This window comes from Vibrio sp. CB1-14 (assembly GCF_040412085.2).
Taxonomy (GTDB): Bacteria; Pseudomonadota; Gammaproteobacteria; order Enterobacterales; family Vibrionaceae; genus Vibrio; species Vibrio chaetopteri.
Genome location: NZ_CP115920.1, coordinates 3,301,558 through 3,328,158 on the forward strand (window position 1 = coordinate 3,301,558; position 26,601 = coordinate 3,328,158).

Consider the following 26,601-nt stretch of genomic DNA (forward strand, 5'->3'; position numbering starts at 1 on the left):
GGTTGAAATGAGAGGTTAGCGGTAGTTTCGAGAGAGCCTTTTGCCCGTTTCGCAGTTCAGCGCGCCGCGCTCTAGGTTGCCAATGCCGTCACGAATAATCAGGTATTCAGCAATCGCTTTGCCGATACACTGCTTATTGACCTTGGCACTTTTGAGATCGGCGACTTCGTTGGAGTGAACGCCTTTTTGCTTGGCGACCCAATCAGCATCAACGCCAGAGTTCACCGCACCGAGCCACCACACGCTTGATTGATTGGTGACGGTTTTGGGCACCTCCTGACCACGCTGAAAAATGGTGTGAACGACATGACCAAACTGGCGACCACCACGGAGCAATTCTCCCGTTTTGCCTTCGAGCTTGCCTGAGGTTTCCGCGCAGCTTGCCAGCTCCTCAATCACCACATGCAGTTTGGGTTTATGACCATCGCCGAGCGCCCAAGCAATCGCGCTGAAGGTTTCAAGCTCAGACATACACGCGCCCTTTGGGGGAATGTAGGCGAGCTTGAACGAACAGCCCGAACGGCGCCCTTGCACTGCCGCCTTGATAAACTTGGCAGGGTCAGTAAAGCCGTGGCACATTTGCCCGTGAAACTTCTGCCCTGCGTAGTTGCGGTACGGGTCAAAGAACAGAGCTTGTGACTTTTTAGGTACGAGCCCCATGTATTTCACTGCACTGGTTTTGCCGCTGCCCGTGCCGCCAAGGTACACGGTGTGCTCGGCGTCATGGGATGGGTTGGAGTTAATCGGGTTTACGATGAGAGTCACGCTCGACCTCCTGCTGCTTTTTCAGTTCGAGGGCAGTTATTTGCTTTTTCGACGCCCACCACAAACCAAGGATTGCCAAGGCAAGGGTCATGATATTCATGTAGTCGCCGCATTGGTCGAGAAGCGCCCCGCCGTATTGCTTGGCAACAGGGCGAGCCGCATTCACCACGCTTTGCTTGGCGCGCTCATCAAACTCAAAATCAATATCTTTGAGAATCGACACGGCTTGCTCAACCACCACAAGCCCCGTGGTGACCAGTGCATCAAACGCCTCACTGGTATCGACCTCTGGCTGACTTTCAGTTGAAGCTAACGCGCCTTCTTGTGCTGATGGCTCATTGTTAAGGTTGGCAATGTACGCATCCAACTCATCAAGGTTGTCAGCGCTTGTTTCAACGGTTGGGTTACTCATGGCTATCGCCCTCCTCACTCGGTTGTGGTTTGGCTAACATGCGCTTGATGGCAAACAGCAACACGACAATGACGCCAAGACAGGCGGCAACCTTGAAGATTTGCGGTTTCAGGCTTGTCTCTGGCGGTGTTGGCTCAGTGGTTTCAGTGGTACTTGATTCGGTTGGTGGCAGCACTTCAGCGGGAGGGGTTACCGTAGGCGAAAAACTCTCAACGCTTTCAACACTCGCTTCAACCGTTGATTCAACCGACTCATCAACCGTTAGCTCAACCTTGTCAGATAAGGCTTGGAGCGCATCGGCGGTTTCGGTCATGTTGTCAGTGCAATAACCGCTCACGGTTTTGCTCATTGAACTGTTGCCGCAACTGGGGCACTTGTAATAGAGCAAGCCAAGGTTGCGACCGTTCTTGACCGTTTCCCCGCTATCTATCAAGCGACCTTCACCCACCATGTGAACGGTGGCAGTGCTGCGACAAACAGGGCACGGCACATAGCCGCGCACTGGATTGGGCGTTTTACTCATCGGTGGTCGCCTCCTCAATATCTGCATTCAATTGCTTTTCTAACGCTTGTTTGCGCTGCGCTCGAATCACTCGGTTTGATTTGGCGACGAGTTTTGCTTTGTCGATAAGCTTTGGGTCTAAGCCAAGCATGGAAAGCGGGTCTGCGCCGCCCATGAGGACTTTGGGCGCCAGTGATAAAAGCTCACTCGGTGACAGGTCTTTGACGGTATCAAACGCCGTTTCTAACTCCGCTTCCAGTGTGTCAATGGTGTTTAGGCGCGCAAGCTCGGCTTGGCACTCATCTTTGGTCATGGTTTTCATGGTGTACCCCTGTCTCTCGACGTTGGTTGATTATTTTTACCTATATGACATTTGTCACATAAAATTCATGCGGTTAGAGGTGTTAACTCCTACACTTAAATTGGGCGTTGGACTACTACCACTGTTTAGACACTTCCAAATCTGAACTGGATTCAACGCCCAAACCTTTCCCTATGATTGCCCCTGATTCACATCGTTGGCACTTCCTACGTTATACCTCTCGCGGCGAACTCCTCCCACTCTGGCGAGCCAAACCTATCTAGCTCGTTGAACAGGAAAAAGTTATCAATGATTCGTTGTTGTCTTGGTGGCGAAATTTTCTGCGTACAATTATTGCCACTAGACCAAGGCGCAAGCTCCCGCTTGCTTGAAGAAGCCTCCGACAAGTCGGAAGGCTTTTTGATGAGCTTCCACTCTATCTCATGGGTGAGCACTTCTAGACCGCTTCCACGAAGTCCAATAACACGCGCTGTCATTTCGCCGTATTTGTTCTCTTTGGCTTCTTTCTTGGTGGTAATTGGGCGCATGGATTGCGGCAGTCGGTGACCGCCCATGTAATCGAAAAAGGCGGAGAAAAAACCCGCATCAGCCGCACGGCGCGCCTTCTCAAAGGTGCAATATTCTTGCTCATCGCTAATGCGTCTTAGCTCGCGCCATACCGTGACAGACGGTGTTTTTTGAAATTGGAACTGACGAAAACAAAAGGTGCGCGACCATGAAGTGACGTTTTTCACTGTGTCTTGCAGCTTGGCTTTTTTGTTGTCGAGATCCGATAAATCCTCAAGCCCAAAGCCGTCAACGTTCTTAGAAATGTACTTGGCAAGGTAAGCCACGGCGCCGCCTTCGGTGCCGTCCAGCATCTTAGCTTCAAAGCGCGCTTTCATAGCTCGGTGTTTTGGGTCACCGTTCTTGAAATAAAGCTCATCGCTGTCACGCTGAAATTGGTATTCCTGCAGCATTCTGATAAACACGGGCATTTGCTCAAGCGGCATGAAAAATACGCCGTGCCAATGCGGTGTACCGTCTTGGTGTGGCTCCACAACTCGCATCCCGTAATAAGTTAAGTCATGGCGCCCCGCCCATGCTCGAAAGCGATTCCAAGACATAGATAGCCAAGCATGAGCACCTTTGGGTGTGCCACCGTCCCAATGGGTATTTTCAATCCAGTATTCACCGCGCTTGGTGAGCCTATGAAAACGGCTTGGTGCGGTCATAGTGATAAAAATAGCGGCGTGGTTGTTTGAGTCGGCATACTCCTGACAGCCAGCAATACGGGTCATGAGTTCATGACGACGATTAACAGGGTTGGACTGCGACGACTCATGCACCTGTGACATTTCCACTACATCCCCCTCAACGGATTCAATCGCCATGAGTTCTAGCCACTCACGCTGTCGCTCTTGGCGAATCTTGAGCCACTCACACGCCGAAATTGACGCATAAGGGGAAATGTGCGGCGACACCATTCCCGCCGCCCTGCGCGCATTCTCAAACGCTGCAATGGTCTGTTTGTCGATTGCTCGGCGCCATACGCCCTCATCAAGCAAACGGGCAAGGATGGAATACGCCTCATCTTCATCGTTGGCAACTTCAAATTGAGGCATCCAAAGACAAGCCCCAACATATTCATGAATGCGTTTAATCGCATCAAACGCCGTGCCGCCTGTCTTGACGACAAACTCAAAGTGAAAACTTGCGCGCCCTGATAGCTCAGTAGCAAGGCGAGCACGTTTTAACTCTGTGTTGATTGTCCAATATGGCTCTGGCAATACGCCAAGTGCAGACGATGCCGCCGCGCTGCGTGACTCAATGAATTGCAATGCGCGCTTAAAGCCGTACTTACGAAAACGAACTGCTGACGCTTTATCAAGGTAGTTGCGAATGTCATTAGGTAGCTTGAACTTATTAGCAACTTGGTGAGCGAACTCAAACACGCGCTCTTTGGGCGTGGCACCACATAGCGGTTGATGCTTTTCCGCTACCATTGCCAAATGCGGCGCCGTGGCTTGGTTTTTCATCACATACGTTGCAAGCTCCTGACGCAGATTGGTCGGGAGCTTAGTCAACGGATTATTGGTGGTCTTGCCGATTTTCTGCATTGATTAACGCTTAGTCCAAGTCAGAGGGTTAACGTTGAGTTTGCGAGCGCGTGGGCGGTTCAAGCCAAGCTCAGAACGTAGCTTTTGAACCATACGCGCTGACTTTTCACTCTTGTCAGGGTCGAAGTTGGCGCACCCCGCCATATCTTCACAGGGTGCGTGTATAGGGTCGCTGATTGGTGCGTCAACAATTGAGATTGCTGGGGTATAGTCAACGTCCAAACTAAACCTCCAAACTTTCTAGAAGCTCAACATCTTGCTTGAGCTGCAAATATACGGGATGCAAAAAAGCGAACTCAGGAGAGCTAGGGCTAAGCCAATCCAAACGCGCTTTGACTATCTTGAAAAGCTCCATCGCTTCGCTCGAATGCGAAAAATCAATATTGATTGCATGTAGTGGCGTTTTCATAGTGCACCTCCGTTTACTGACTGCCAATCACTCATAGCTTCAGCGTGGCGTTGGTCGATATACGCTGCGAGATCTTCAATTTTGATTAGTGATGGGCTGCGCTCAGAATCACGCAACTTGAAGGTAGGAACGGGAAAGTCACAAGCCTTAGCTCGCTGCTCTGCCGTTTTGGGTGTGATGCCGAAAAACTCTTGGCATACCTGCTTTAGTTCAACTGTAGGGCTTTCGAATCGTGCCAGTAGTGCAAAATTTGTGTTCATAAATCACCTATGCAATGATGGTGAGTTAACTAAGAGCAACTATAATTAACTCAAGAATGTCTCAATTACGTCACGAGACATTATTGGATCATTTTTATGTCATTGCAACACCTTTGAGCAACTTGGAGCACACAATGAGCACTGTTGATGAGCAAATTTCAGAGTTAAAGAAACTGACCAATACGTCTAAAAACACAGATTTATCAAAGGCTTTGGGGGTTTCACCTTCAACAATTCAAACTTGGCGTGGACGTGGAAAAATTCCTGAAGATATTTTCATTAAAGCGAACCAGATCGCCAAAAGTGGCTCATTAGCTCCAAGAGGCTATCTTGAGCTGAAGTTTTTCGATATCGAAGTCAGTGCGGGGCATGGTGCGCTTGTTGAGAAGGTAGAAGAATCAAGCGCAATGGTGTTCAGTGAAAGGTTCATTCGACAAGAGCTAGGCTTTAACCCTAACAATATCTTTCTAATGCCAGTGCGCGGTGACAGCATGAGCCCAACACTTCAAAACCAGAGCGTTGTGATGGTAAACCGTGTTGATGGATTCACGACTGACGGTGTTTATGTATTCCGATACGATAGCCGCTTGATGGTGAAAAGGCTTCAGTTCTTGCCAAATGGAATCAAGGTTGTGAGTGATAATGCTGCTTATGAGCCGTGGGAGCTAAGTCGAGAGGATATTAAAGGGGCTGACTTCGAGATTATTGGGGAAGTGGTTTGGTCAGGACAAAGAATGTAGGAGTTAATTAAGTTGGCTATTAAATTTTCGCCTAAGGTTGGGCAAATATTGATGTGTGACTTTCACGGCTTAAAACAACCAGAAATGATAAAAAACCGCCCTGTTCTCGTGGTAGGAACAAAACCCGATGGGCACCAGTTGGTTACAGTCGTCGCACTTAGTACCGTAGAGCCAGAGAAGCAGCAAAACTACCACATGAAATTAGATGATAACCATCTACCAAGAAACAAGTTTTTCAGCCGTGGTACCACTTGGGTTAAAGCCGATATGATTTACACATTAAGCTTCGAGCGCTTCAACTATGTTTCCTTGGGGGTCGATAATGGAAAGCGAGTGTATTTCAAGAATCGTTTAGGAAGGGAGACTATGAAAAAGGTCTATACGTGTGTTTTGCACGGGTTGCACTTGGGTGGTTTAGCTGACCATTTATAATCGCTTGTAATTACTCCTAATTACTAAAAAGCATACGTATATCGCATAAATCTATTTGCTTTTTTTCTAGCTGCAACATAAGATCACGGTGTCAAAGCTTCTTTGGTTAATCCCAAAACGGAGCGCTAAGACTACATTTTTGAAGTGTAGCCAGCCCACTTATCAGGCGATAACAAGCCAGTGTGGTGCTGCTGTAAAGACCCTCGCCTAGGCGGGGGTTTTGTCTTTTCTAGGAAACCAAAAATCTCTCACCAGTACCCCTATAGTACCCCTTAAAACTCACAACCCCTTACACAGCAATAGAACCAATCCAATCGAGCATGGGCGCAACGGATAAGCGGTTCGCAGTGTATTTACTAGTTTCTTCAGGCTTCATATGGTGTTACTCGAAATCTTGATGCTGTATATATACATGAACTTGCTAGAATTGCCCCCAAATGTCCCCTCCATAATCATGTGGAAGAAGCAGGACAAATGACATCATTCAGCAGTGCAACGTATACTAAAAAGCGTCAAAACGCTTCATTGTAGACGTCGTCTTCAAAAATAGGTCGGAGATTATACACAGAGATTCGAAAACATTCAGAAAAAAAGCACTGCTCTCTATTGTTAACTGACGTATCGGACTCTATAAGACATTCAATTGTTCAGCGACAACCAAAACACTGAAGACAGAGATCTGCTCGCTGATTAGCTCAATTTGTCGGTAGTCCAAATCTTCAATGTCGTTTTTGTCGGGTTCATCAAGCCTAAGCGTAGAACCAAGCATCTTTTCCAACTCTTGAACGTCTTGTTCCGAGTATCTCTGCTTTATCTTACTTGTCTCCCCTAATGTACATTGGTACATCTTGAGCTCAGACAAATACAAAACGACCCGTTTCTTATCATCTTTAGTCAAAGATTCAAACCAAGGTGTTATTGGAAACGTTTCAGCATTGCGGCTTCGGATGTCAAAGCACTCCGAGTGTCTATTGTTCCACTCGACCAATAAATCAAAGCGGTCTAAAGTTGTTTCAGCGGCGCACGCCGAGAGTGGTAGAAGAAGCAGAATCCTACTAAAGTGCAGCTTCACTTATACACCTCCAAAACTTTTGTTCCGACCCACTTGTTGTCCATGTAAGAGGTTCTGCTATTTGCAAAACCCTGTCTTTTGAAATTTTAGAAACACTCGACATCGCCTCGCCAAAGATCTCCCAATCGTATTCACGAATTGTAATCATGGTTTCAACCGGCTTCCCTGTCACACTTGGACTAAAAAATATCTGATAGAGCGGTGTTGAAGCAATCGCAAAGCCCAACATTCCCCCCCGATTAATAATATCGTGAACTTGTGATACTGCCGTTTTGCTTGATGGACTAAGTTGCAGGTCATTAACTTCACAATATCCCACTCTCAACATACCGCCTCCTTTCTCCAATGCCATATTATTATGCTGGTCATCGCACCGAAAAAAGACTGATTTAAGTTGAAGCCGGTCGTAAAAATCTCACTCAAACCACACTCTAGAATTGTGAACTGTGGCTGCTCTTATGTCGTCAACTCGGCTTTGCAACTTACAACTAGATACGCTGCCAACAATTCTATAATCGAGACTAACGACCTACCGAAGGAATTAGTATAAAATGAACAGAATTCGCAAACATAGGTGGACATGTGGATCAGAAGCTAATCAAACAACTAGAAGAAACGTGCTCGGCGCGAGGGGTTCGTTTAACGCCTCAGCGTAAGCGTGTGTATGAGCTGATTTGTGACAGTAATAAGGCCTCAAGTGCCTATGAACTCCTTGACCAACTCAAGGTCACTGAACCGCAGGCAAAGCCACCAACGGTATACCGAGCACTGGACTTTCTTTTAGAGCAAGGATTTATCCATCGCGTTGAATCGACTAACAGTTTTGTCTCTTGTTGTTCATTTGGTGAGCATAAGCACTACTCGCATCTGCTGATTTGTGACAAGTGCGGTAATGTCGTTGAACTACAAGATGATATTCTGATAGCCTTGCTTAATAGCAACGTTGAAAAACATGGCTTCCAGTTTTCAAATCACGTCATAGAAACTCATGGCACATGTCAGACGTGTTCATCATTGGAAGAATCGAACAAATAGAAGAAGTTATGCGCGCTGAATTTGTAAATCCGTTTTTAGCCTCATTGATGAATGTGCTAAAAACGATGGCTTCAATGGAGATCAAGCCACTTAAGCCAAGAATAAAAAAAGACGAGATCGCTCGAGGCGATGTGTCTGGCCTCATCGGTATGGTAGGCACACAAACCCGTGGTTCAATGTCGATTACGTTTGAGGAAGGGCTTGCCCTTGAAATCATGCAGAACATGCTGGGTGAAAAACCACATGGGTTGAATGAAGAAGTGACCGATATGGTGGGTGAGATCACCAACATGGTGACGGGCGGAGCGAAACGTATCTTGGCAGAAAACGGCTTTGATTTTGATATGGCAACACCGGTTGTGGTATCAGGTAAAGGCCACACCATCCGACACAAATGCGATGGCGCGATCATCATCATGCCATTTACCTCAGACTGGGGTAATGCGTTTATTGAAATTTGTTTTGAATAAACACATATCGCTAAAATGCAAAAAGGGCGTCATGATTATGACGCCCTTTTACTATCTTTGGTAATGCCTTGAGGGTTATTCCCCCGCCACCTTCATCGACTCCAGCAAAATCGAGCCAGTTTGGATTTGTGAACGTGTCTCTACATCATTACCTACAGCAACAATTTGTTGGAACATTTGTGCCAAATTGCCCGCAACCGTAATTTCAGATACTGGGAATTGGATTTCACCGTTCTCAACCCAGAAACCTGCTGCGCCGCGCGAGTAGTCGCCAGTTACGATATTCACGCCCTGCCCCATCACTTCAGTCACCAATAGACCAGTTCCAAGCTGCTTGAGCATGGCGTCAAAGTCTTGGCCTGTCGATTTTACGTACCAGTTGTGGATGCCGCCAGCATGACCAGTTGGCGTCATGTTCATTTTACGCGCCGCATAGCTGGTTAGAAGGTAGGTCGCCAGTTTACCGTCTGTGATGATGTCCATGTCGCGCGTAACAACACCTTCATTGTCAAACGGGCTTGATGCCAGTCCGCGTAGCACGTGAGGCTTTTCTTGTATCGAGAACCAATCTGGCAAGATTTGCTCGCCCAGTTTGTCCAATAGGAATGAAGACTTGCGATACAGGTTACCACCACTGATACCCATCACGAGGTGACCTATCAATCCAGTCGCAACATCGTTGGCAAACAGTACTGGGTATTGACCAGTTTTGATCTTTCGTGCGTCAAGACGCTCAATCGTTTTCTTCGCTGCTTGCTCACCTACAGACTCAGGTGTCCAAAGATCGTCACGATGGCGAGCGAGTGTATAGCTATAGTCTCGCTCCATGTCACCGTTTTGGCCTTGGCCGATCACGCTGCAACTTATACTGTGGCGGCTTGATGCGTAACCCGCTAGCAGGCCGTGAGAGTTACCATAAACCTTTACCCCATAATGACTATCGTAGCTCGCGCCATCACTTTGTTTGATTTTGTCGCTGTACTCCAGCGCTGCCTTTTCAGCAGCAATGGCTTTTTGCGCCGCCATATCTGGGTTTGGCTCATCAGGGTGGAAGAGATCAAGGTCTGGAATATCAGTCACCATAAGCTCTTTTGGCGCAGGGCCTGCGTATGGATCTTCTGACGTGTATTGAGCAATATCCAGCGCAGCTGCTACCGTTTGAGCAATCGCTTTTTCGCTCAGGTCAGAAGTTGAGGCGCTGCCTTTTTTCTGTCCACGGTAAACTGTAATACCTAAAGCACCGTCACTATTGAACTCAACGTTTTCCACCTCGCACATACGCGTCGATACGCTAAGCCCCGTGCTTTTGGTGATCGCAACCTCGGCCGCATCTGCACTTACCGAAGCCATGTCCAATGCTTTCGCAACTGCCGCTTCTAGCTCAGCTTTTTGCTGAGCAACTTGCTCTCTTACGTCCATATTTATCTAATTCTTTGCTAATAACTGAGTCTAGAATAACAAGGTTTTCGCATTCTCCCCAGATTTCTTGCTAAAATAGCGGATATTCGTAATGAGATAGTGATATAGGCAGACATCATGGCACGCAAAAATCAGAAAGCGCCTTGGGAAGAGGAAGAAGAGATCATTTGGGTAAGTAGAACCGAAATGAAGAACGACATGGAAGAGTTGCAAAAGCTCGGTGAAGAGCTCGTTGAGCTAAAACCTGCTGTGTTGGATAAATTCCCACTTAGCGAAGATCTGAGAGAAGCGATCGCAGATGCGCAGCGCTTTAAAAATGAAGCTAGGCGTCGTCAGTTGCAATACATTGGTAAGCTGATGCGTACCGAAGATCCTGAGCCGATTCAAGCGGCGCTCGATCGTGTACGCAACAAGCATTCACAATCTACTGCAGCTCTACATAAGCTTGAGCAATTGCGCGACCGTATCATTGCTGAAGGTGATGAGGCGATTGCAGCAGCAATAGCACTTTATCCTGAGCTAGATCGTCAGCGCCTGCGCCAGCTTGCTCGCCAAGCAAACAAAGAGAAGCAAGCCGGGAAGCCTGCAAAAGCATTCCGTGAAATCTTCCAAATGCTTAAGCACGAAGAAGAGCAAGAGTTTTAAGACTGTTCTCGACTGAGTATCACGAAAGGCAACTGAGCAGTCAGTTGCCTTTTTATTTATGGGCGCTAGTGCGCCGCCTGGACAAACTCAGCCAATGCCGCATTCGGATGCACATCCGTCAGCTCACCAATGTCCCCTTGCGCTTCAATGCAGCCATTCGCCAAATAGGCAAAGCGATTCGCTATGGCGCGTGCATCACTTAAGTGGTGCGTTACCATGATCACGGTGACTTGTTTCTCGCTCGCTAGCTGTTTCACCACACTCAGCATTTCTTTACGAAGAATAGGATCAAGGGCAGAAAAAGGCTCATCAAGTAGCCATATAGGATGAGGCTGTACAAAGCAACGCGCAAGCGCCACCCGCTGTTTTTGACCACCTGATAGCTCTGAAGGGAGTCGCGTTAACATCTCTCCGAGCCCGACTTTTTCTGCTGCATTACGCACTGTCTTTCTGTCAGCTTCATTGAGTTTAAGAGCGGGACTTAGTCCTAAGCCAATGTTGTCAAACACTGATAGGTGATCAAAAAGATTGTGCTCTTGAAATAGCATCGACAACGGCCTTTGATGAGGCTCAAGCCTATCGATGTCCTTCCCCTCTACTTGAATTGCCCCGGATTCAGGCTGACAAAAGCCAGATACTAGTGCCAACAATGTCGATTTTCCCGCACCACTTGGACCAATCAACGAGACGATGTCGCCTTGGCTTACTTCAAGTTCAAAGTGGAACCAATCACTATGGTAGCGATAGGCGACGTTATTTAGGTGCAACATGACGAGAGCCTTCCTGAAAGTGTTTTTTGGTTGAGCTAGCTTTTCTAGACGTTCTATTCAGTGTATCGGTCAGTGAAAAAATACCGATACTCAATGCAAACAGCACCAAGGATACTACGGCAGCCGATTCGAGCTGATAGCTGCCCATAAGCTGATAAAGATACAGTGGCAGGGTATTAAAATTTTGGCTACCGAATAGGGCAATCACGGTAAGGTCACCCATAGACAAAATGAAGCTTATCGAAAATGCATGCAGTATCGGTGCTCGAATAGCGCGCCATTCCATCAACCAAAATCGGCGCAGTCCGTGCATTCCGAGACTTTGCCATAGCGGATAGTATTGACTAGCAAGGCGCTGCATCGGCTGATTCAAGGTCTTAATCACATAGGGCAGCGCCATTAGGGCATTGACCAACACGACAATGCCAAACGCTAGGCTGAACACATTTGTCATGCCTCGCAGCATCAAGAAGGTAGCAGTACTAAGGACTAACGCTGGTGTCACCAGAATAACGGTTCCCACAAGCTCAAGGCTGTCCGCTCGTCGAGCTTGGGACTTAAGCCTAAAAACCCGCGTTGTTGATAGCAAGACAACGCCCACCAGCAGAGCAATACTCCCTGCTAATGCCGCCACTTGCAGCGAAGTACCCATAGCACTCCAAAAGCGCGAATCGGTAAATACGTCAAACAATTTCGAGTTCAAACCACTGAGCAAAATAGCCAGAATCGGAGGTATCACGAGCATTAGGGTTGCCATGATCCAAATGCTATCCCAGCCCTTTTTAAACACCGTATCTTTGGGTTGCAAGCTAGACGTCGCGTGAAAATTACTCTTACCGGAAACGGGTTTACTAAATCGTCCAACAAACATCACCAAAACGGCACAGATTACCATTTGCCAAAGTGCTAGCACCGCGCCAGTGGGCAAATCAAAGTCGAACTTAATCGCTTGATAGATAGCCAGCTCGATGGTGGTCGCTTGTGGTCCGCCCCCAAGTGCCATGACAGTTGCAAAGCTAGTAAAGCAAAGCATAAACACCAAACCAATAACGTGAGGAAGATGCGACTTTAGCCTTGGCCATTCCACTAACCGAAAGCATTGCCAACTGTTCATGCCAAGATGAAGTGCCAACTTTCGCTGCTCCTCTGGCACGCCCTCTATCGTTACCAACAATAGCCGAGTAGCAAAAGGCAGATTGAAGAACACGTGAGCGAGCAAAATACCATTGAGCCCATAGATGGAAAAAAGCGCTGAGCCACCAGCGAACCATTTGGCAATCACTCCTTGGTTACCATAGATAGCCACAATGCCAAACACGCCAACAAGCACAGGCATGACCAAGGTTGTGGCAAACAGCTTGAGTAGCCACTCTCGCCCCCAGAAATGGCGACGCGAAAGCGCATGAGCCACGGGGACAGCAAGTCCAACACTTAACAGCGTCGAGAGGCTAGCTTGCCAGAAACTGAATTTGGCCACGTGCTGATAATAAGGATCTCTAAACAGCAGACTAATATCATCAATGGAAGAATAGGAAAGCAGTGTCCACAAGGACGCAACGACATATAGGCCAATGAGCAGCGCAACCACTAAGCCGGCTTTGGGAATTCGAATCACAGTGACCTCTAGGGAAGAACAAGATTTCCAACGGTACGTTATTCTCTAGTAAGAATAACGTACCGCCGAATAGACAGCGTTACTTAATCAACGCAGATTGCCATTCAAGGATCCACGCCTTGCGATTATTCGCCACTTCGTCAGGAGAGAAAGACAACGCCTTGGCGGGAATGGTTAGGCTCTCAAACCCAGCGGGTAAGTTGCTATCCACCACTGGGTACATCCAGTTACCCGTAGGTATGTTGGATTGAAAGCTATCAGAGACAATAAACTGCATAAACTCATCGGCAAGTTTCTGGTTGCTGCTTCCTGCCACCTTGGCAGCAACTTCTATTTGAGTGTAGTGACCTTCTGCAAAATCAGCCGCTGCGAAACGTTGGTCTTGCTCTGCAATAATGTGGTAAGCCGGAGATGTCGTGTAAGACAGCACGAGATCCGACTCCCCTTCTAAGAACATCGAATACGCTTCAGACCAACCCTTAGTCACAGTGACGGTTTTCTTCGACAGTTGCTGCCATGCAGCGCTTGAATCATCCCCATACACAGACTTCATCCACAGCAGTAAGCCTTGGCCTGGTGTCGACGTGCGTGGGTCTTGGTAAATCACTTTAAGGTCATCACGCTGTTCAACCAACTCTTTAAGGCTTTTAGGTGGGTTCTTTACCTTCTCTTTGTTGTACACAAAGGCAAAGTAGCCGTAATCAAATGGGACGAATACCTCATCACTCCAACCATTCGGCAATACTACCGATGACAAATCAGCACCGTGGTTAGCAAGCAGCCCCGATTTTTTCGCCTCGCTCATTAGGTTGTTATCAAGACCAAGCACGACATCTGCTTGAGTGCTGCTGCCTTCCAAGCGAAGTCGGTTGAGGATAGACACGCCATCATCAAGCGCTACATAGTTGAGATCGCAACCACATTGGGCTTCGAATGCTTTTTCAATCGCAGGGCCTGGCCCCCAATCGGATGCAAATGAGCTGTAGGTATAAACGGTCAGCGATTGTGCCGATGCTATGAGTGGAGTTGAAAAAAAGTGCTGTCGCTAACGCGATTTTGCTGATTGAGTGGTTTTTCACTGGTTCTGTCCTTAGTTATTGTTTTGAGACCCAGAGAAAACGCGCGATGTGGGAGTGCATCCAATAAATTGGAGCTAGAGTGTCTACTTAGCCGATTAATAGCAAAGGAGCCTCATCCCTACGCCAGCATTATCTGGATCAGGGCTGTTACTTAACGTACGCGGGTATCAGGCTTGACCTTCTCTCAGCACCACTGCTAGTGCACCCCGTGAGTTACAACCTTTGAGGGCGAATTGTAACCTTTTCGTCACAGATTCGCCAAATCTATCCTTAATATTCGTTAGCTAACGTCGATCTATCGCTGATCGTAGCCCCAACGCGGCACTAGATTTTGTTCCAGCCCCATATGATCGAGCACCCTAGCCACGATAAAGTCCACCAAATCTTCAATAGATTTGGGCTGATGATAAAAGCCAGGCGCTGCAGGCATAATGGTGACCCCCATTTGGGAGAGCTTGTGCATGTTCTCAAGGTGGATGGTTGAGAACGGCGTTTCACGCACCACCAACAGCAGTTGCCCTTTCTCTTTGATCACTACATCAGCGGCACGCTCTATTAGGTTATCTGACATGCCGTGAGCAATCGCTGCTACGCTACCCGCCGAACAAGGACAAACTATCATCTGCTTCGGCGCAGCTGAACCAGAAGCCACGGGCGAGAACCAATCTTCTTTACCACACACAATCAGCTTTTCTGGCTTGCAGTTTAAATGCTCTGTCAGAGCTTTGTGGGCAGCATCTGGGCCGCTTGGCAGCTTAATATCATGCTCGGTGGCAAGCACCACGCGTGCTGCCGACGAAATCAATAGATACACGGTGTAATCTTGAGCAAGTAAACACTCGAGCAGGCGCATACCGTAAGGCGCCCCAGAGGCACCAGTAAACGCAAGGGTAATGGCTTTGTCTGCCGATTTCATTAGGCTAACGCCTCCAATAATTTCTGATGAATACCACCAAAGCCACCGTTACTCATCACCAAGATCTGATCGCCAGGCTCACCCTGCGCTGCAATCTTAGCCACCAACGCATCAATGTCGCTGTCAACTTGAGCGGGCTGGCTGCACGCATCGGCAATGTCTTGTACCGACCATTCAATACTGTCTGGCTGAAACAAGAACACTTGGTCGGCTTTAGTGAGTGATTGGGCAAGCGTCTCTTTGTGCACACCACGTTTCATAGTCGCACTGCGCGGCTCCAACACCGCGAGAATACGTTTATCGCCGACCTTGTTACGCAGACCATCTAACGTCAGTTCAATTGCCGTTGGGTGATGGGCAAAGTCATCGTAGACCGTCACCTGATTCACTTCGCCTTTTAACTCGAGGCGTCGCTTGGTGTTGATAAACTTACCCAGTGCCTCACACGCTAAATCTGGCGTAACACCTACGTGTCTTGCACCTGCAATCGCCATCAGTGCATTATCGACATTGTGGTCACCCACCAAATCCCATTTCACCTCGCCCACTTTCGCACCATGCAAGAACACTTCAAAATGAGAGCCGTCGGCAATCAGTTTGTTAGCGTGCCAATCTGCACCAGCACCCGTATGTTCAACTTCACTCCAGCAGCCTCTACCTAAAACATCTCCGAGCGCTTTGTCGCTTTTCGGTGTCATGATCCTTCCGTTACCCGGAACCGTGCGTACTAGATGATGGAACTGCCTCTTGATCGCTTCAAGATCATCAAAAATATCCGCATGATCAAACTCAAGGTTATTCATGATCAAAGTGCGAGGATGGTAGTGAACAAACTTAGAACGTTTATCGAAAAAGGCACTGTCGTATTCATCCGCTTCGACCACAAAGAACATCGACTCACCCAGCCTCGCCGATTGTCCAAAGTTGCCCAAAACGCCGCCCACCAAGAAGCCTGGTGTATAACCGCAGTCTTCTAAAATCCAGCTAAGCATACTCGAAGTCGTAGTTTTTCCGTGCGTTCCAGACACGGCCAATACCCAGCGATCATGCAAAAGAAATTCCTGAAGCCATTGAGGTCCAGAGGTGTACTTAAGGTTGTGATTAAGGACATATTCGACACAAGGATTACCTCGACTCATCGCATTACCAATCACTACGAGATCGGGCGCTGGGTTGAGCTGCGCAGGGTCAAAACCTTCGATGATTTCGATTCCTTCCGATTCCAATAGAGTGCTCATTGGTGGATAGACGTTTGCATCACTGCCCGTGACTCGATGCCCAAGTTGCTGGGCCAGTACAGCAGCGCCACCCATAAAGGTGCCGCAGATGCCAAGGATATGAATATGCATAACTTGCTCTCTTAAATTCCGTTGCGTCTTAGTTTACGCCATTGTCGCTATATATACCCAAAGCGTGTGTTAAAAGCGAGAAAGTTAGTGGTTAGACAAATAAATGTGACATTCATCATACAAATTACCACTCTGTACTCTTACTTCATTACCATTAAAAAGTTCTGCCCCCTACAATATCCATGTGTGTTGATGAATACCCCCAACTCGCGCAATCGTTTGATTTCGCGTCATTCCACACACATACCCCCAAGAAAATAAGTAAAAAGTTAAGGATATAACATGTCTGATATGCGCACCCTTGGCGAATTCATTGTTGAGAAGCAACATGATTTCCCCCACGCTAGCGGTGATCTCTCCTCTCTTTTGTCCTCGATTCGACTTGCTGCAAAAATTGTAAACCGAGAAATCAACAAAGCTGGCCTTGTTGATATCACAGGTGCTGTTGGTACAGACAATGTTCAAGGCGAAGCTCAGCAAAAGCTCGATGTCTATGCGAATGATAAGTTCAAAGCCGCGCTAGAAGCACGTGACCAAGTTTGTGGTGTCGCGAGTGAAGAAGAAGATGAGGCAGTCGCGTTCAATAAAGAGCTCAACAAGAACGCAAAATATGTTGTGTTGATGGATCCATTGGATGGTTCGTCAAACATCGATGTCAATGTCTCGGTCGGTACTATTTTCTCTATTTACCGCCGTATCTCACCAGTAGGCACACCTCCAACTCAAGAGGACTTCCTACAACCAGGCAATAAACAAGTCGCGGCTGGTTATGTAGTCTACGGCTCGTCAACCATGTTGGTATACACAACAGGTAAAGGCGTAAACGGCTTCACTTACGACCCATCTATCGGTAGCTTCTGTCTTTCACACGAAAACATGTTGATACCTAAAGATGGAACTATCTACTCAATCAACGAAGGTAACTACATCCGCTTCCCTATGGGTGTGAAGAAGTACATTAAGTACTGCCAAGAAAACGTACCAGAAGAGAAGCGTCCATATACCTCACGCTATATTGGCTCACTCGTATCTGATTTCCACCGTAACCTACTTAAGGGTGGTATCTACCTTTACCCAAGCACGCAGAGTCACCCTAGCGGTAAACTGCGTTTGCTGTATGAGTGCAACCCAATGGCATTCATCATGGAACAAGCGGGCGGCGTCGCGTCAGATGGTACCCAGCGTATTATGGATATCAAGCCGACAGAGCTTCACCAGCGCGTACCATTCTTTGTAGGTTCAAAGAACATGGTTGAACAAGTCGAATCCTTCCTCGAAGAGTACCAAGACTAATAACTTCGAAGTGCCTCTCAATGAGGCACTTTTTGTTTTAAAAGTAACCAAGTATACTGACTGTAAACGATTCGTGTTTCAGCCCTCAGTTCCTTACGCCTAAAGGAATATCGAACAAAGAAAAGGAAAGTCAAAAATGAGCTTAAACAATGTACCTGCGGGTAAGTCACTCCCAGATGACATCTATGTCGTCATTGAAATCCCTGCAAACGCTGATCCCATCAAGTATGAAGTCGATAAAGACTCTGGTGCCGTATTCGTTGACCGCTTTATGTCAGCCCCAATGTTCTACCCTTGTAACTACGGCTATGTAAACCACACTCTATCACTGGATGGTGACCCGGTAGACGTGCTGGTTCCAACTCCGTACCCGTTGATGCCAGGCTCAGTGATTCGCTGCCGCCCAGTAGGGGTACTGAAAATGACCGATGAGTCAGGCGAAGATGCTAAAGTGTTCGCAGTTCCACACAGCAAACTGAGTAAAGAGTACGACCACATCCAAGATGTAGACGATATTCCAGAGCTTCTAAAAGCGCAAATCACGCAATTCTTTGAGCGTTATAAAGAACTAGAAGCAGGCAAATGGGTGAAAGTCGATGGCTGGGCAGATGTTCAAGCTGCGCGTGATGAAATCCAATCATCGTATGAACGCGCTCAAGGCAAGTAGGCTTTAGACAACCGGTTTACTCCGACTGACTAATACAAACATCAAAAAGGGCTCACCAACTTGACGTTGGTGAGCCCTTTATAAATCGTGGAGGTTTTAGTAAGAAAGAGGACGTTAATAGCGACTTCGAGACGCTTTGCCGTTGTTATACCAAATCCGAAACGTCGGTCGGATATCATCGCAAATACCGCGATACAACTCGCCTTTTTTACCGAGTATTTTCGGATCTTGCTGACAGTACTCCTGTCGGCCTTGCTCGTAGCCTGCTGAATACGCTTGATACAATTCGCTATCAACACTGACATGTGATGACTGCTTCAATTCATCATCACCCTGTTTTTCATAGCCAACCAGCGCTTGCTGCTCTCCAAACTGAAACCAATCTTGCTGCGAGGTACTGCTCGGCTCGCTTTTTTGAGCGCACGCCACCAGTGTCGCGGCAAACAATGAAACCCAAATTATTTTCATTGCTCCTCCTTATTACCTGCGTCGCCGTTTGCCAGAGAAATCGCTTAATCAACGGCGATTGCGAGCATTCTTACCTCGCCAGTACTCTTCGTTATAGCGGCGGTCGAGGTCATTGCAAATGCCATAATAAATTTTACCATCATAGCCAAGTATAAATGGATCCTGCTTACAATAGTCCGCTTTACCTGTTGCATAGCCTGCTTGATACTGAGCAAATAGCTCAGCGGACAACTCAGGGGCTTTTTTTGCCAAATCAGATTGGCTTTCAATGATGTAACCTTTCATCGCCCATTGATAACCAAAATCTTGCCAGCTTTGAGCGCTTTCTTCGGTTGGTGGTTTGAGCTGCACACACCCTGACAACAGCACAAATGCCGTAACCATTATCCCTTTTCTAAACATAGATCCTCCTTGCCACTTAGGGTTGTACGAGCCACAACCCCATCGGCATCACTGTTTATCAATCCACTTCAAATTGGTATAGGAAGGTGACAGAGCTATACAGACCAGAAACGGCTTCGACATAGAAGTCTTCAATAATGCGATAACGCACCGTAAACTCACCCAACGAGTTGAAGATACCCACGCCATATTTAACCTGTAACCCTGGCAATACGTAGCCGCTTACCGTGACCTGAGAGTCATCCCCAGAGCCTGCTGTATCGAGTTGCAGATCTTGCACACCAAATGCTTGGCCAATATCACCAACCACTTTACCGCTTCGCGCTAGACTCAAACCAATCAACGTCGTCGTTAGGGCGTTGCCGCCAGTTTCACCATCGATATCTTGTCCACGCAACAAGTAAGAAAGCGCGTTCGCCTGCGGCATGGTTGGATCCGAGAAAATATCAATTTTCGGCTCAGTCGCAAGACCAGATACTTTCACACCCGCCTTCACATCATCTGCCGTTGTATCAGGGTTACGGATTGCCGTGATGTTGACGTAGGGTTGATCGACTGGGCCTGTCAGGAGGATCTTACCTTCTTCAATCAACAAGTCCTGACCAAATGAGCTATATGAACCATCGATGATATTGATTTCACCCTGTACAAATGGCCCTTGGTCTTTTTGAGACACATGCAGTTTACCGCGCAGTCCGCCCTTAAGACCGAAGGCTGAGATAGTAAAGTCGTTACCAATGGAAATCGACACATCAGTCTCAACGTTAAATGGTACCGCCGCTTCTTCATTGACAGGGGTCATATCTGGATTCAATAACACTTGGTCGCTAGAGACAGCGACCGCACTTTGCGGTAGCTCCTCTACCAAAATACGCCCCCAAGGCAATCCGATAGAACCGGTGATTTTCGCTAATGTCGGATTGGCCTCAATCGTCATGTCTGGCACCACCTTCACTTTCACCATAGGTGGTACGTCAACATTAAGCTCATCAGCAAACACTCTTAACTTGGTTCGCCACGCTTTTAAGTCTTGCCAGTTACCATCACCTTCCAGCTTAAGCTCACCATCATTGGTTTGGATATTTGCATCAAGCAGCGCATTGTATCCATTGAAAGCAATATCGACCTTGCCAGACTCAACCTGAATCGGCGAGATATCACCTTGCAACGACAAATCCGCAACCGAGAACTGCCCATAAAGCTCTGGATGCAACGCATCACCCTTGATCTTAATGTCCGCCGCTAAATTCGCCTTCAACTGGTTAAATTCACCCACCAACGGCTGCAAAAAATCGAGATTAAATGTTGAAAGATTCAACTCACCATCAATCGTTTTTTGTTCGGCGAGCACATTTGGCAAGGTCACCTTACCAGAGAGGTCACCATTGTCGGTCACATCAATCAGCCAACTCGCGTCAAGCTTGTCATCGGCTAGGTTTGCTTTCACGCTCACCGACTCCCAACCCACCACCAATGGCGTTTCTAGATTTTGAGTCACGGTACCTTTTGGTAGTGCCACATCCAACTTCACTTGTGGGGATGTCTCAGGCGCCCATTTTGCCCAAGCAGTAATATTCGCACTGCCCTCTACCAGCATGTTTTCTGGGATATAAGCCTTAATTTGCTCAAAGTCGAAGTTTTTCACTGTGACTAAAGCTTCACCAGACTGCCCCGCCTCGATGTCTTTTTCGAGACATACTCGAGAGTCGGCCTGTTTCCAGCAATGCGCAGCAACATTGGCCACTTGCTTATCAATATCGACTTTGATTGCCACTGGCTCAGTTAAATCAAGAGGGCCTTGCTCAGTCTCAAGATGCACTTTCGCCAACTCGCCATCCCAAACTAGGTTAGGCTTATCCGTGAGTTTACCGCTGACCGCTAGATTTAAAGACGCTATCTTAGAAACCACATCTAGAGCTAGCGTATGTGCTGCTTGAGTACCGGAGAGTGTCAGACTAGCGGAATCGACAACTTGATCTTGATAGTTAACGCCGCGCGCATTGAGTCGGAGATCCGCTTGCGCGCTCTCAATTGGCAGAGGTTTAGCCGTACCGGATAGAGTTAACGCCTCAAGACTTGCTTCGTCCTTCCACTGAATCTTTTCGATACTAAGATCAGTGGCAATATCCGGCTCTTTCATGTCCCCCTTGAGGTTAAGCTTACCGCGTAGAATACCAGAGAGATCCGGCACTGATTTCGCCAGTTCGGGGAAATCGATATCGACGCTCATATCCCAGTTTTGATCAAGCTTACCGCGTGCATTAAGCTGGTTAGGACCATGGGCGACCGAAAGCCCTTGGGTATCGACCTTGAACTCCCCTTTACCGGTTTGATCGGACGCATCAAGCTGACCTTTGATGTTAATAGGGTAGTTTCTAAGTATGCCGACGATATCCAATGTCGGCATTGACACTTGCCAGCCCCCTGCATCAGTGAGAGAGCCAGACGTCACTAATTTGCCGCTAATATCGCCCTCGGCTTCTGGCCACTGCAAACCCGGCTGAATGTTAGTGAGGTTAATATCGCCTTGCCAATTCACAGGTGCCGACCAGTTCGCCATCACTTGACCCGCAACATTACCGCCTAGCGTGTCAATGGAAAGCTTACTCAAATCAATATGCTCTAAATCGCCAGCACCCTCCAAATCCACAGCAAGGTCAGGAATCTCTTTGCCTGAAGCTGACGCCGCTAGATTAACTTCATAACCTTCTAACGAGCCTTTCGCTCCTAAGGTATCGATAGATACTTGGTAATCTGATTCACCGCTCAATGGCCAATTTGCTTTGGCGCTCGTAATGGTTGCATCAAATGGAATTGTCGGCTCTAGCGGTTGAACTTGTCCTTTTAATAAGCCCGAAATGAGTCCTGAAAACTCACTATCAAGCTGAAGAGTTTGCACACTACCCGAAGCATTGAGCTTCAGCTTCTGTCCCGTAAAATCGGTTTGCTTAAGGTGCGCGCCTAAATCAAGGTCAAGTGGATAGCCATCTTTCAGGGTCACCTTGCCTTGTAGACTGGCATCGACCAACGGCATTTCCAGCTCTAGCGCTGACACATCCACATCGTGCTTACCCGCCTTACCAACGAGCTTGAGCCTATCGACAATCACAGGCTCAGACTGATCGAGTTTAAAATCGAGGATCTCAATCCCGGTAATATTGACGAATAGAGGGATTAATACCTCAGGCAGTTCAATCGCCGCCGCAGGTTCGTTTGATGCCGCCGGTGCTTCTTCACTCGTTTGTGCAGTTTCCGTTGCAGGTGGCAGCGCAACCACAGGAGAGGTTAACTTTGTCTCGCCGACCGTTAAGTTAGAGCCCGTCATCGACAGTGCGGTTGAAAAGCTATCCCAACTCACCTTAGTGCCAAGAATATCCAAATGAATATCGTCAAAATTGACCTGACCAATCGCCACTGGAATTGGCAGCGTTATTTTGGTTAATGGCTCTGTAGGCTCGGGAGAGGGCTCGCTTGGTGCCACTTCCGGCATACTAAAATCAAGCCCTTGAATCGCCAGTTCATTCACACAGACTCTTGGATCTGACAGGCAATTGAGATCGACAGCCAGCGTCAGCGATTGCGCATTTAAGTCAATAAACAAGCTTTCATCTTTAAAGCTCACATCGTTAATCGTGAATCTGGGAAACAGCGCCCCTTGTGTCTCACCTACTTCAAACTGTGGCAAGGCTTTATTTACCCCCCACAATACGCTGTTAAGACCGGCATTGGTAAACAGTGCAAACGCTAACGTCGCGAGAATCAGTAAAATCAGAGTAATGAGGCCAATTGAACACCATTTGGTGACTCGCCAAACTTTCGACATCATAGTTCAGGCCCTAAGCTAAAGTGAATGCGCCATTCGGCTTGCGGTTTAGTATCCAGTCCTTTCGCATAATCGAATTTAACCGGGCCGACTGGAGAGACCCAACGTATGCCAAAACCGGCACCACGCTTCCATTCGGGATCGTCATCAAAGGCATCACCAACATCAACAAAGGTAGCCGCCCACCAGTTACCTGTTAGGCGATATTGATATTCAAGGCTGCTGGTCGCGAGATATTGGCCACCCGTTTTATTACCCGCATCATCGACAGGGGAAATGCTCTCGTAATCGTAACCACGCACACTGTTGTCACCACCAACATAAAAACGCAGCGATGGGGAAAGTTTGGAAGGATCACTGGCAATGTTGGCACCAATATCCACCTTGAACAAACCACGATGATTCTCACCTATGCTAGATATCCAAGTCGAGGTACCGCGAAGCCTAAACACCGAGGTTTCAGACAGCGCCCGCTCGTCACCTACTTCAAACATAATAGTTTGTTTGTTGCCACTCATCGGCAAGACGCCACCGCGTGAGACGACGCGAGAATAAGAAAGCCCGGGCAACACAAACTGACCTAGCTCACCTTGTGAATTAAATTCATAGTTCTCAACCAAGTACCGCAAGTAAGCAGTTCGATGCCAGCCGCTATCCAGCACCCAGTGACGCTCAAACGCTAGGTTCGATTCCAAGGTCTTTTTGTCGCTTCGGTTGACGTTTTTCAAACCGTATTGAATGACGTAGTAGTCTTTAAGCACATCGTCGAGAGGGATTTTATAGCTCGCCGTGACCTGCTGTTCAGGAATGGATAAGTCCAAGCTGGTTTTGAAACTATGACCATGCTCGTTCAACCACGGCTTTTTCCAGCCAAATTTCACTTTTGCTCCCACGTCTGTGGAATAGCCAAGACCGGTTTCAAACTGGTTACGCACTTGAGGTGCCAATGACACTTTCATTGGCAGTTCTCGCCCTTTACCCACTTCAGACAGTTCAGGCTCGACAAATACCGATGAAAACCACTCGGTATTGGATAAGTTTTGGTTGTGCTCACCCACCTTGGCAACTTGATATTCATCGCCAACTTTATAGGGCTGCAATGACTGCACTTTCTGAATATCGATTTGACTGCCCGTTATGGTTACCTTACCAAACTGGTAACGGATACCACTGTCATAGTGAAGTCTCACAATCGCTTCATTCCGCTCCGGGATCACTTCGAGACGGCTCATGGTATATGCGCCATCAAAGTAGCCTTTTTGCAGCGCTAAATTACGAATGCCCGATTTCAAACTGTCATATTGATTGTGATTGAGCGTGTCCCCCTCTTTGAGCGGCGAGATACGAATGAGGCGCATGAAATCCTCATCCTTTTCAGCTTCACCCGTCAGCTGGACATCCACCAGCTTAATGCGGGTTGGCGGCCCTGGGTTAACTTTGACCGTCAATTCATCGCCACGCTCATTCACGGAAAAGTCGATCTTGGCGTTGTAGTACCCCAAAGCATTGAGTGCTTCGTTGATTTCTTTAGTGAGCCGAGATTGGAATCGCAGCGACGTCGAGTACTCATTCTCCGCGATCGCGGAAACGTAGGCATTAACGTTATCTTGCAGTGCGCCACTTAACCCCTGAACATCCAAAGACACGCTCCCCTCTGCAAAAACGAGTGCGGGCGATAAGGTCAAGAATAGCGGTGGTAAAAGTCTCTTTATCATGCTTTATTGTGAGGCTGTGATGCGTTTATTTTTGTTGTTACGTAGAATGATAACTCTGATTGATAAAGAAGTCTTCAGACAAGGGTGAAACAGATAAGTGACTACACTCATTTTGTTTTCAGACGCTTTGCATTTGAAATACTAGTCTAAAAAAGGAACAGACGATGCGTAAACAAGAAATGATTTCCGCCGACCAAGCACTTCCGGGTCGAGATAACGCCATAGCGAATATGGAGCCGCACTTTATCAATCAATCTGACCTTTACGCACCACTTAACGCGAAGCAAGAGAGCATTGTTTTAGGGTTAGGCTGTTTTTGGGGTGCAGAGCGCTTGTTTTGGCAATTACCGGGCGTGGTTTCAACGTCTGTTGGCTACTCTGGCGGGTTTACGCCTAACCCAACTTACGAAGAGGTATGCAGTGGTTTAACCGGCCACACCGAAGTGGTTCGCATCGTATTCGATACCACGCAAACCTCGCTAGCTGCCATTTTGCGCACATTTTGGGAAAAGCACGATCCGACTCAAGGAATGCGTCAAGGCAACGATATCGGTACCCAATACCGCTCAGCGATTTACACCACAAATAACGAACAGGCAGAGATTGCCAAGCAAACGCAGCAACAATATCAGCAAGCGCTTGGAGACACTGGTATCACCACTGAAATTGCCCCTCTTGACGAGTACTACTTTGCCGAGGTCTACCACCAGCAATATCTTGCGAAAAACCCGAATGGCTATTGCGGTATTGGCGGCACCGGAGTGTGCTTTCCACCAGAATTAAACTGACACCTACAAAAATGCCCTCGCAATTGCGAGGGCATTTCATTTTAATTTGTTTAGCCTTTTTAGAGTGCCAATGCGGCAATCTCTCCGTTTATCTCTTTAAACGCCACCAGTTTTTGCCTGTCCTCTACTTCTGGAAGCAGCACCTTGCCGTTATCAAAACGAAACAATCCAATTCCTGCAATAAAGAACTGACCTTTAAACAACGTCTTTACGAACTTCGCAATTTGACGCGGACGATAAACCGTAAACTTACGCAGCATAACCTAACCTCAATATCCGTTTGAGTACATCTAATCGTGACCACATTTCTGCGAGTCATTTCGCAATATAGTTTGCGTTCGATTGAAATTATACTCGAAATTCTTGAGGACACAAACAAAAGTTAACAACTTTGCAACAAGCTATAAATTGCTGTTATGCTTGAGATGATTTTATTGAGAGACAGACAATTCTTGGTCAAATCATCACTCATTACATTGTGGCTCACCATGAGTTCACCTAAGGTAGCCGCCCACTAAAAAATAACGGAAACTATTACAATGAAACTAAAGCCTCTCCTAACTCTTGCGATGCTGCTTGTGCCAGCATTTGCTATGGCAACCAACCTACAAGTCGGTGGAAATGCTCGCTCTGTATCGGTCAGTGATCACGGTGAACTTATCCTAAACAACGACGCAATCAACTACCAAGCTTGGAGCACTAATGACATGCTAGGTAAAGTTCGTGTCATCCAAGCAATCGCCGGCCGCAGCAGCTCAAAAGAGATGAACGCGCCACTGATGGCTGCTATCACCGCTGCCGATTTTCCAAAAGAGAGCTATCAAACCACAACTGTCATCAACCAAGACGATGCGATGTGGGGTACCAGCTCTTTCGTTAAATCTTCCGCAGAGGACAGCAAAAAAGAGTTTCCTTGGTCATCAATGGTACTCGATAAGCACGGCTTAGTATCGAATGCTTGGCAACTAGCCGCAGAAAGCTCAGCGATTATCGTTCAGGACAAGCAAGGTAAAATCCTGTATGTCAAAGAAGGCGCGTTAAGCGAAGCAGACATTCAGCAGGTATTAGGTCTGGTTAAAGACAATATGTAACCTGTGGTAAAAGATTCTAAAAAGGAGCCTTCTGGGCTAATGC

General features: G+C 47.5%; 30 protein-coding genes and 1 riboswitch. Of the genes, 9 read left to right on the forward strand and 21 right to left on the reverse strand.

Annotated features, from left to right (window positions below; all coding sequences use genetic code 11):
- Nucleotides 1–15: 15 nt before the first annotated feature.
- The 8 genes from PG915_RS15025 to PG915_RS15060 all read right to left on the reverse strand — a co-directional run bounded on the left by PG915_RS15025 (nt 16) and on the right by PG915_RS15060 (nt 4,769).
- On the reverse strand, nt 16–765 hold the full coding sequence (locus PG915_RS15025) for a hypothetical protein (protein WP_252013261.1): 750 nt from the start codon (nt 763–765) through the stop codon (nt 16–18).
- Complete coding sequence (locus tag PG915_RS15030) at nt 740–1,177, reverse strand: hypothetical protein (RefSeq protein ID WP_353497232.1); 438 nt, start codon at nt 1,175–1,177, stop codon at nt 740–742. Before PG915_RS15030 ends, PG915_RS15025 begins: the two co-directional genes overlap by 26 nt.
- Complete coding sequence (locus PG915_RS15035) at nt 1,170–1,700, reverse strand: hypothetical protein (RefSeq protein ID WP_353497233.1); 531 nt, start codon at nt 1,698–1,700, stop codon at nt 1,170–1,172. Before PG915_RS15035 ends, PG915_RS15030 begins: the two co-directional genes overlap by 8 nt.
- A complete protein-coding gene (locus tag PG915_RS15040; RefSeq protein WP_353497234.1) occupies nt 1,693–2,001 on the reverse strand; it encodes a hypothetical protein in 309 nt (102 codons plus the stop codon). The genes PG915_RS15035 and PG915_RS15040 overlap by 8 nt, the downstream gene beginning before the upstream one ends.
- 206 nt (nt 2,002–2,207) lie before the next feature.
- Nucleotides 2,208–4,100: a replication endonuclease gene (locus tag PG915_RS15045; RefSeq protein WP_353497235.1), complete on the reverse strand. Its 1,893-nt coding sequence runs from the start codon at nt 4,098–4,100 to the stop codon at nt 2,208–2,210.
- A gap of 3 nt (nt 4,101–4,103) precedes the next feature.
- On the reverse strand, nt 4,104–4,322 hold the full coding sequence (locus PG915_RS15050; protein WP_353497236.1) for a hypothetical protein: 219 nt from the start codon (nt 4,320–4,322) through the stop codon (nt 4,104–4,106).
- Between the two features lies 1 nt (nt 4,323).
- Nucleotides 4,324–4,509: a hypothetical protein gene (locus PG915_RS15055; RefSeq protein ID WP_353497237.1), complete on the reverse strand. Its 186-nt coding sequence runs from the start codon at nt 4,507–4,509 to the stop codon at nt 4,324–4,326.
- Nucleotides 4,506–4,769: a pyocin activator PrtN family protein gene (locus PG915_RS15060; protein WP_353497238.1), complete on the reverse strand. Its 264-nt coding sequence runs from the start codon at nt 4,767–4,769 to the stop codon at nt 4,506–4,508. Before PG915_RS15060 ends, PG915_RS15055 begins: the two co-directional genes overlap by 4 nt.
- A gap of 134 nt (nt 4,770–4,903) precedes the next feature.
- Between PG915_RS15060 and PG915_RS15065 the strand changes: the two genes are divergently transcribed.
- Both PG915_RS15065 and PG915_RS15070 read left to right on the forward strand, forming a co-directional pair.
- The gene (locus PG915_RS15065) at nt 4,904–5,509 is read left to right on the forward strand and encodes a LexA family transcriptional regulator (RefSeq protein WP_353497239.1); all 606 of its coding nucleotides are present in this window, start codon (nt 4,904–4,906) and stop codon (nt 5,507–5,509) included.
- Nucleotides 5,510–5,521: 12 nt separating this feature from the next.
- Nucleotides 5,522–5,941, forward strand: coding sequence for a type II toxin-antitoxin system PemK/MazF family toxin (locus tag PG915_RS15070; protein WP_353497240.1), 420 nt, complete (start codon nt 5,522–5,524; stop codon nt 5,939–5,941).
- Nucleotides 5,942–6,569: 628 nt separating this feature from the next.
- Here PG915_RS15070 and PG915_RS15075 read toward each other — a convergent pair.
- On the reverse strand, nt 6,570–7,013 hold the full coding sequence (locus tag PG915_RS15075) for a hypothetical protein (RefSeq protein ID WP_353497241.1): 444 nt from the start codon (nt 7,011–7,013) through the stop codon (nt 6,570–6,572).
- Nucleotides 6,997–7,365 carry a hypothetical protein gene (locus PG915_RS15080; protein ID WP_353497242.1) on the reverse strand — a complete coding sequence of 123 codons (369 nt, stop codon included), beginning with the start codon at nt 7,363–7,365 and terminating at the stop codon, nt 6,997–6,999. The genes PG915_RS15075 and PG915_RS15080 overlap by 17 nt, the downstream gene beginning before the upstream one ends.
- A 230-nt stretch (nt 7,366–7,595) precedes the next feature.
- On the opposite strand from PG915_RS15080, the gene zur reads away from it, so the two are divergent.
- Complete coding sequence (zur, locus tag PG915_RS15085; protein WP_112460381.1) at nt 7,596–8,048, forward strand: zinc uptake transcriptional repressor Zur; 453 nt, start codon at nt 7,596–7,598, stop codon at nt 8,046–8,048.
- Between the two features lie 8 nt (nt 8,049–8,056).
- A complete protein-coding gene (locus PG915_RS15090) occupies nt 8,057–8,518 on the forward strand; it encodes a chemotaxis protein CheX (protein ID WP_112481216.1) in 462 nt (153 codons plus the stop codon).
- A 75-nt stretch (nt 8,519–8,593) separates the two neighbouring features.
- Here PG915_RS15090 and pmbA read toward each other — a convergent pair whose 3' ends face one another.
- Nucleotides 8,594–9,937 (reverse strand): metalloprotease PmbA, encoded by a 1,344-nt coding sequence (pmbA, locus tag PG915_RS15095; protein ID WP_353497243.1) that lies wholly within the window; start codon nt 9,935–9,937, stop codon nt 8,594–8,596.
- 117 nt (nt 9,938–10,054) lie between these two features.
- Between pmbA and yjgA the strand changes: the two genes are divergently transcribed.
- On the forward strand, nt 10,055–10,582 hold the full coding sequence (gene yjgA / locus PG915_RS15100; protein ID WP_353497244.1) for a ribosome biogenesis factor YjgA: 528 nt from the start codon (nt 10,055–10,057) through the stop codon (nt 10,580–10,582).
- Between the two features lie 65 nt (nt 10,583–10,647).
- On the opposite strand, the gene thiQ is transcribed toward yjgA, so the two are convergent.
- From thiQ to mpl, 5 genes are all read right to left on the reverse strand, one after another.
- Nucleotides 10,648–11,352, reverse strand: coding sequence for a thiamine ABC transporter ATP-binding protein (thiQ, locus tag PG915_RS15105; RefSeq protein WP_353497245.1), 705 nt, complete (start codon nt 11,350–11,352; stop codon nt 10,648–10,650).
- On the reverse strand, nt 11,336–12,967 hold the full coding sequence (thiP, locus tag PG915_RS15110) for a thiamine/thiamine pyrophosphate ABC transporter permease (RefSeq protein WP_353497246.1): 1,632 nt from the start codon (nt 12,965–12,967) through the stop codon (nt 11,336–11,338). Before thiP ends, thiQ begins: the two co-directional genes overlap by 17 nt.
- Nucleotides 12,968–13,046: 79 nt before the next feature.
- Nucleotides 13,047–13,985, reverse strand: a complete 939-nt coding sequence (gene thiB, locus PG915_RS15115) for a thiamine ABC transporter substrate binding subunit (RefSeq protein WP_353498735.1) — start codon at nt 13,983–13,985, stop codon at nt 13,047–13,049.
- Nucleotides 13,986–14,144: 159 nt separating this feature from the next.
- Nucleotides 14,145–14,265, reverse strand: a riboswitch (TPP riboswitch).
- Between the two features lie 76 nt (nt 14,266–14,341).
- Nucleotides 14,342–14,962: a flavin prenyltransferase UbiX gene (locus tag PG915_RS15120; RefSeq protein ID WP_353497247.1), complete on the reverse strand. Its 621-nt coding sequence runs from the start codon at nt 14,960–14,962 to the stop codon at nt 14,342–14,344.
- Nucleotides 14,962–16,311, reverse strand: coding sequence for a UDP-N-acetylmuramate:L-alanyl-gamma-D-glutamyl-meso-diaminopimelate ligase (gene mpl, locus PG915_RS15125; protein WP_353497248.1), 1,350 nt, complete (start codon nt 16,309–16,311; stop codon nt 14,962–14,964). Before mpl ends, PG915_RS15120 begins: the two co-directional genes overlap by 1 nt.
- Before the next feature lie 282 nt (nt 16,312–16,593).
- On the opposite strand from mpl, the gene fbp reads away from it, so the two are divergent.
- Together fbp and ppa are read left to right on the forward strand one after the other, a co-directional pair.
- Nucleotides 16,594–17,604: a class 1 fructose-bisphosphatase gene (fbp, locus tag PG915_RS15130; protein WP_353497249.1), complete on the forward strand. Its 1,011-nt coding sequence runs from the start codon at nt 16,594–16,596 to the stop codon at nt 17,602–17,604.
- Nucleotides 17,605–17,740: 136 nt separating this feature from the next.
- Nucleotides 17,741–18,271, forward strand: a complete 531-nt coding sequence (gene ppa / locus PG915_RS15135) for an inorganic diphosphatase (RefSeq protein ID WP_353497250.1) — start codon at nt 17,741–17,743, stop codon at nt 18,269–18,271.
- A 114-nt stretch (nt 18,272–18,385) separates the two neighbouring features.
- Here ppa and PG915_RS15140 read toward each other — a convergent pair whose 3' ends face one another.
- From PG915_RS15140 to PG915_RS15155, 4 genes are read right to left on the reverse strand one after another with little or no spacing between them, the layout of a single operon-like run.
- Entirely contained in the window at nt 18,386–18,739 is a 354-nt protein-coding gene (locus tag PG915_RS15140) for a DUF2799 domain-containing protein (RefSeq protein ID WP_353497251.1), read from the reverse strand.
- A 48-nt stretch (nt 18,740–18,787) separates the two neighbouring features.
- Entirely contained in the window at nt 18,788–19,141 is a 354-nt protein-coding gene (locus PG915_RS15145; RefSeq protein ID WP_353497252.1) for a DUF2799 domain-containing protein, read from the reverse strand.
- Nucleotides 19,142–19,199: 58 nt separating this feature from the next.
- Nucleotides 19,200–22,967 (reverse strand): translocation/assembly module TamB domain-containing protein, encoded by a 3,768-nt coding sequence (locus PG915_RS15150; protein WP_353497253.1) that lies wholly within the window; start codon nt 22,965–22,967, stop codon nt 19,200–19,202.
- Nucleotides 22,964–24,679: an autotransporter assembly complex protein TamA gene (locus PG915_RS15155; protein ID WP_353497254.1), complete on the reverse strand. Its 1,716-nt coding sequence runs from the start codon at nt 24,677–24,679 to the stop codon at nt 22,964–22,966. Before PG915_RS15155 ends, PG915_RS15150 begins: the two co-directional genes overlap by 4 nt.
- Nucleotides 24,680–24,843: 164 nt before the next feature.
- Between PG915_RS15155 and msrA the strand changes: the two genes are divergently transcribed.
- Complete coding sequence (gene msrA / locus PG915_RS15160) at nt 24,844–25,467, forward strand: peptide-methionine (S)-S-oxide reductase MsrA (RefSeq protein WP_353497255.1); 624 nt, start codon at nt 24,844–24,846, stop codon at nt 25,465–25,467.
- A 59-nt stretch (nt 25,468–25,526) separates the two neighbouring features.
- Here the strand turns inward: msrA and PG915_RS15165 are convergent, their stop codons facing one another.
- Nucleotides 25,527–25,727, reverse strand: a complete 201-nt coding sequence (locus PG915_RS15165; RefSeq protein WP_112460392.1) for a DUF1107 domain-containing protein — start codon at nt 25,725–25,727, stop codon at nt 25,527–25,529.
- 279 nt (nt 25,728–26,006) lie between these two features.
- On the opposite strand from PG915_RS15165, the gene PG915_RS15170 reads away from it, so the two are divergent.
- Nucleotides 26,007–26,558 carry a YtfJ family protein gene (locus PG915_RS15170; protein WP_353497256.1) on the forward strand — a complete coding sequence of 184 codons (552 nt, stop codon included), beginning with the start codon at nt 26,007–26,009 and terminating at the stop codon, nt 26,556–26,558.
- The last annotated feature ends 43 nt before the right edge of the window (nt 26,559–26,601 follow it).

Bases quoted from the DNA above. Each gene is read 5' to 3' on its own strand.
- PG915_RS15170 (WP_353497256.1), top strand. From the start codon at position 26,007: ATGAAACTAAAGCCTCTCCTAACTCTTGCGATGCTGCTTGTGCCAGCA.
- msrA (WP_353497255.1), top strand. From the start codon at position 24,844: ATGCGTAAACAAGAAATGATTTCCGCCGACCAAGCACTTCCGGGTCGA.
- yjgA (WP_353497244.1), top strand. From the start codon at position 10,055: ATGGCACGCAAAAATCAGAAAGCGCCTTGGGAAGAGGAAGAAGAGATC.
- PG915_RS15080 (WP_353497242.1), bottom strand. From the start codon at position 7,365: ATGGCATTGGAGAAAGGAGGCGGTATGTTGAGAGTGGGATATTGTGAA.
- PG915_RS15055 (WP_353497237.1), bottom strand. From the start codon at position 4,509: ATGAAAACGCCACTACATGCAATCAATATTGATTTTTCGCATTCGAGC.
- PG915_RS15140 (WP_353497251.1), bottom strand. From the start codon at position 18,739: ATGAAAATAATTTGGGTTTCATTGTTTGCCGCGACACTGGTGGCGTGC.
- PG915_RS15120 (WP_353497247.1), bottom strand. From the start codon at position 14,962: ATGAAATCGGCAGACAAAGCCATTACCCTTGCGTTTACTGGTGCCTCT.
- PG915_RS15150 (WP_353497253.1), bottom strand. From the start codon at position 22,967: ATGATGTCGAAAGTTTGGCGAGTCACCAAATGGTGTTCAATTGGCCTC.
- PG915_RS15045 (WP_353497235.1), bottom strand. From the start codon at position 4,100: ATGCAGAAAATCGGCAAGACCACCAATAATCCGTTGACTAAGCTCCCG.
- pmbA (WP_353497243.1), bottom strand. From the start codon at position 9,937: ATGGACGTAAGAGAGCAAGTTGCTCAGCAAAAAGCTGAGCTAGAAGCG.
- fbp (WP_353497249.1), top strand. From the start codon at position 16,594: ATGTCTGATATGCGCACCCTTGGCGAATTCATTGTTGAGAAGCAACAT.
- PG915_RS15065 (WP_353497239.1), top strand. From the start codon at position 4,904: ATGAGCACTGTTGATGAGCAAATTTCAGAGTTAAAGAAACTGACCAAT.
- PG915_RS15165 (WP_112460392.1), bottom strand. From the start codon at position 25,727: ATGCTGCGTAAGTTTACGGTTTATCGTCCGCGTCAAATTGCGAAGTTC.
- PG915_RS15035 (WP_353497233.1), bottom strand. From the start codon at position 1,700: ATGAGTAAAACGCCCAATCCAGTGCGCGGCTATGTGCCGTGCCCTGTT.
- mpl (WP_353497248.1), bottom strand. From the start codon at position 16,311: ATGCATATTCATATCCTTGGCATCTGCGGCACCTTTATGGGTGGCGCT.
- PG915_RS15040 (WP_353497234.1), bottom strand. From the start codon at position 2,001: ATGAAAACCATGACCAAAGATGAGTGCCAAGCCGAGCTTGCGCGCCTA.
- PG915_RS15090 (WP_112481216.1), top strand. From the start codon at position 8,057: ATGCGCGCTGAATTTGTAAATCCGTTTTTAGCCTCATTGATGAATGTG.
- PG915_RS15155 (WP_353497254.1), bottom strand. From the start codon at position 24,679: ATGATAAAGAGACTTTTACCACCGCTATTCTTGACCTTATCGCCCGCA.
- PG915_RS15145 (WP_353497252.1), bottom strand. From the start codon at position 19,141: ATGTTTAGAAAAGGGATAATGGTTACGGCATTTGTGCTGTTGTCAGGG.
- PG915_RS15030 (WP_353497232.1), bottom strand. From the start codon at position 1,177: ATGAGTAACCCAACCGTTGAAACAAGCGCTGACAACCTTGATGAGTTG.
- ppa (WP_353497250.1), top strand. From the start codon at position 17,741: ATGAGCTTAAACAATGTACCTGCGGGTAAGTCACTCCCAGATGACATC.
- thiQ (WP_353497245.1), bottom strand. From the start codon at position 11,352: ATGTTGCACCTAAATAACGTCGCCTATCGCTACCATAGTGATTGGTTC.
- PG915_RS15060 (WP_353497238.1), bottom strand. From the start codon at position 4,769: ATGAACACAAATTTTGCACTACTGGCACGATTCGAAAGCCCTACAGTT.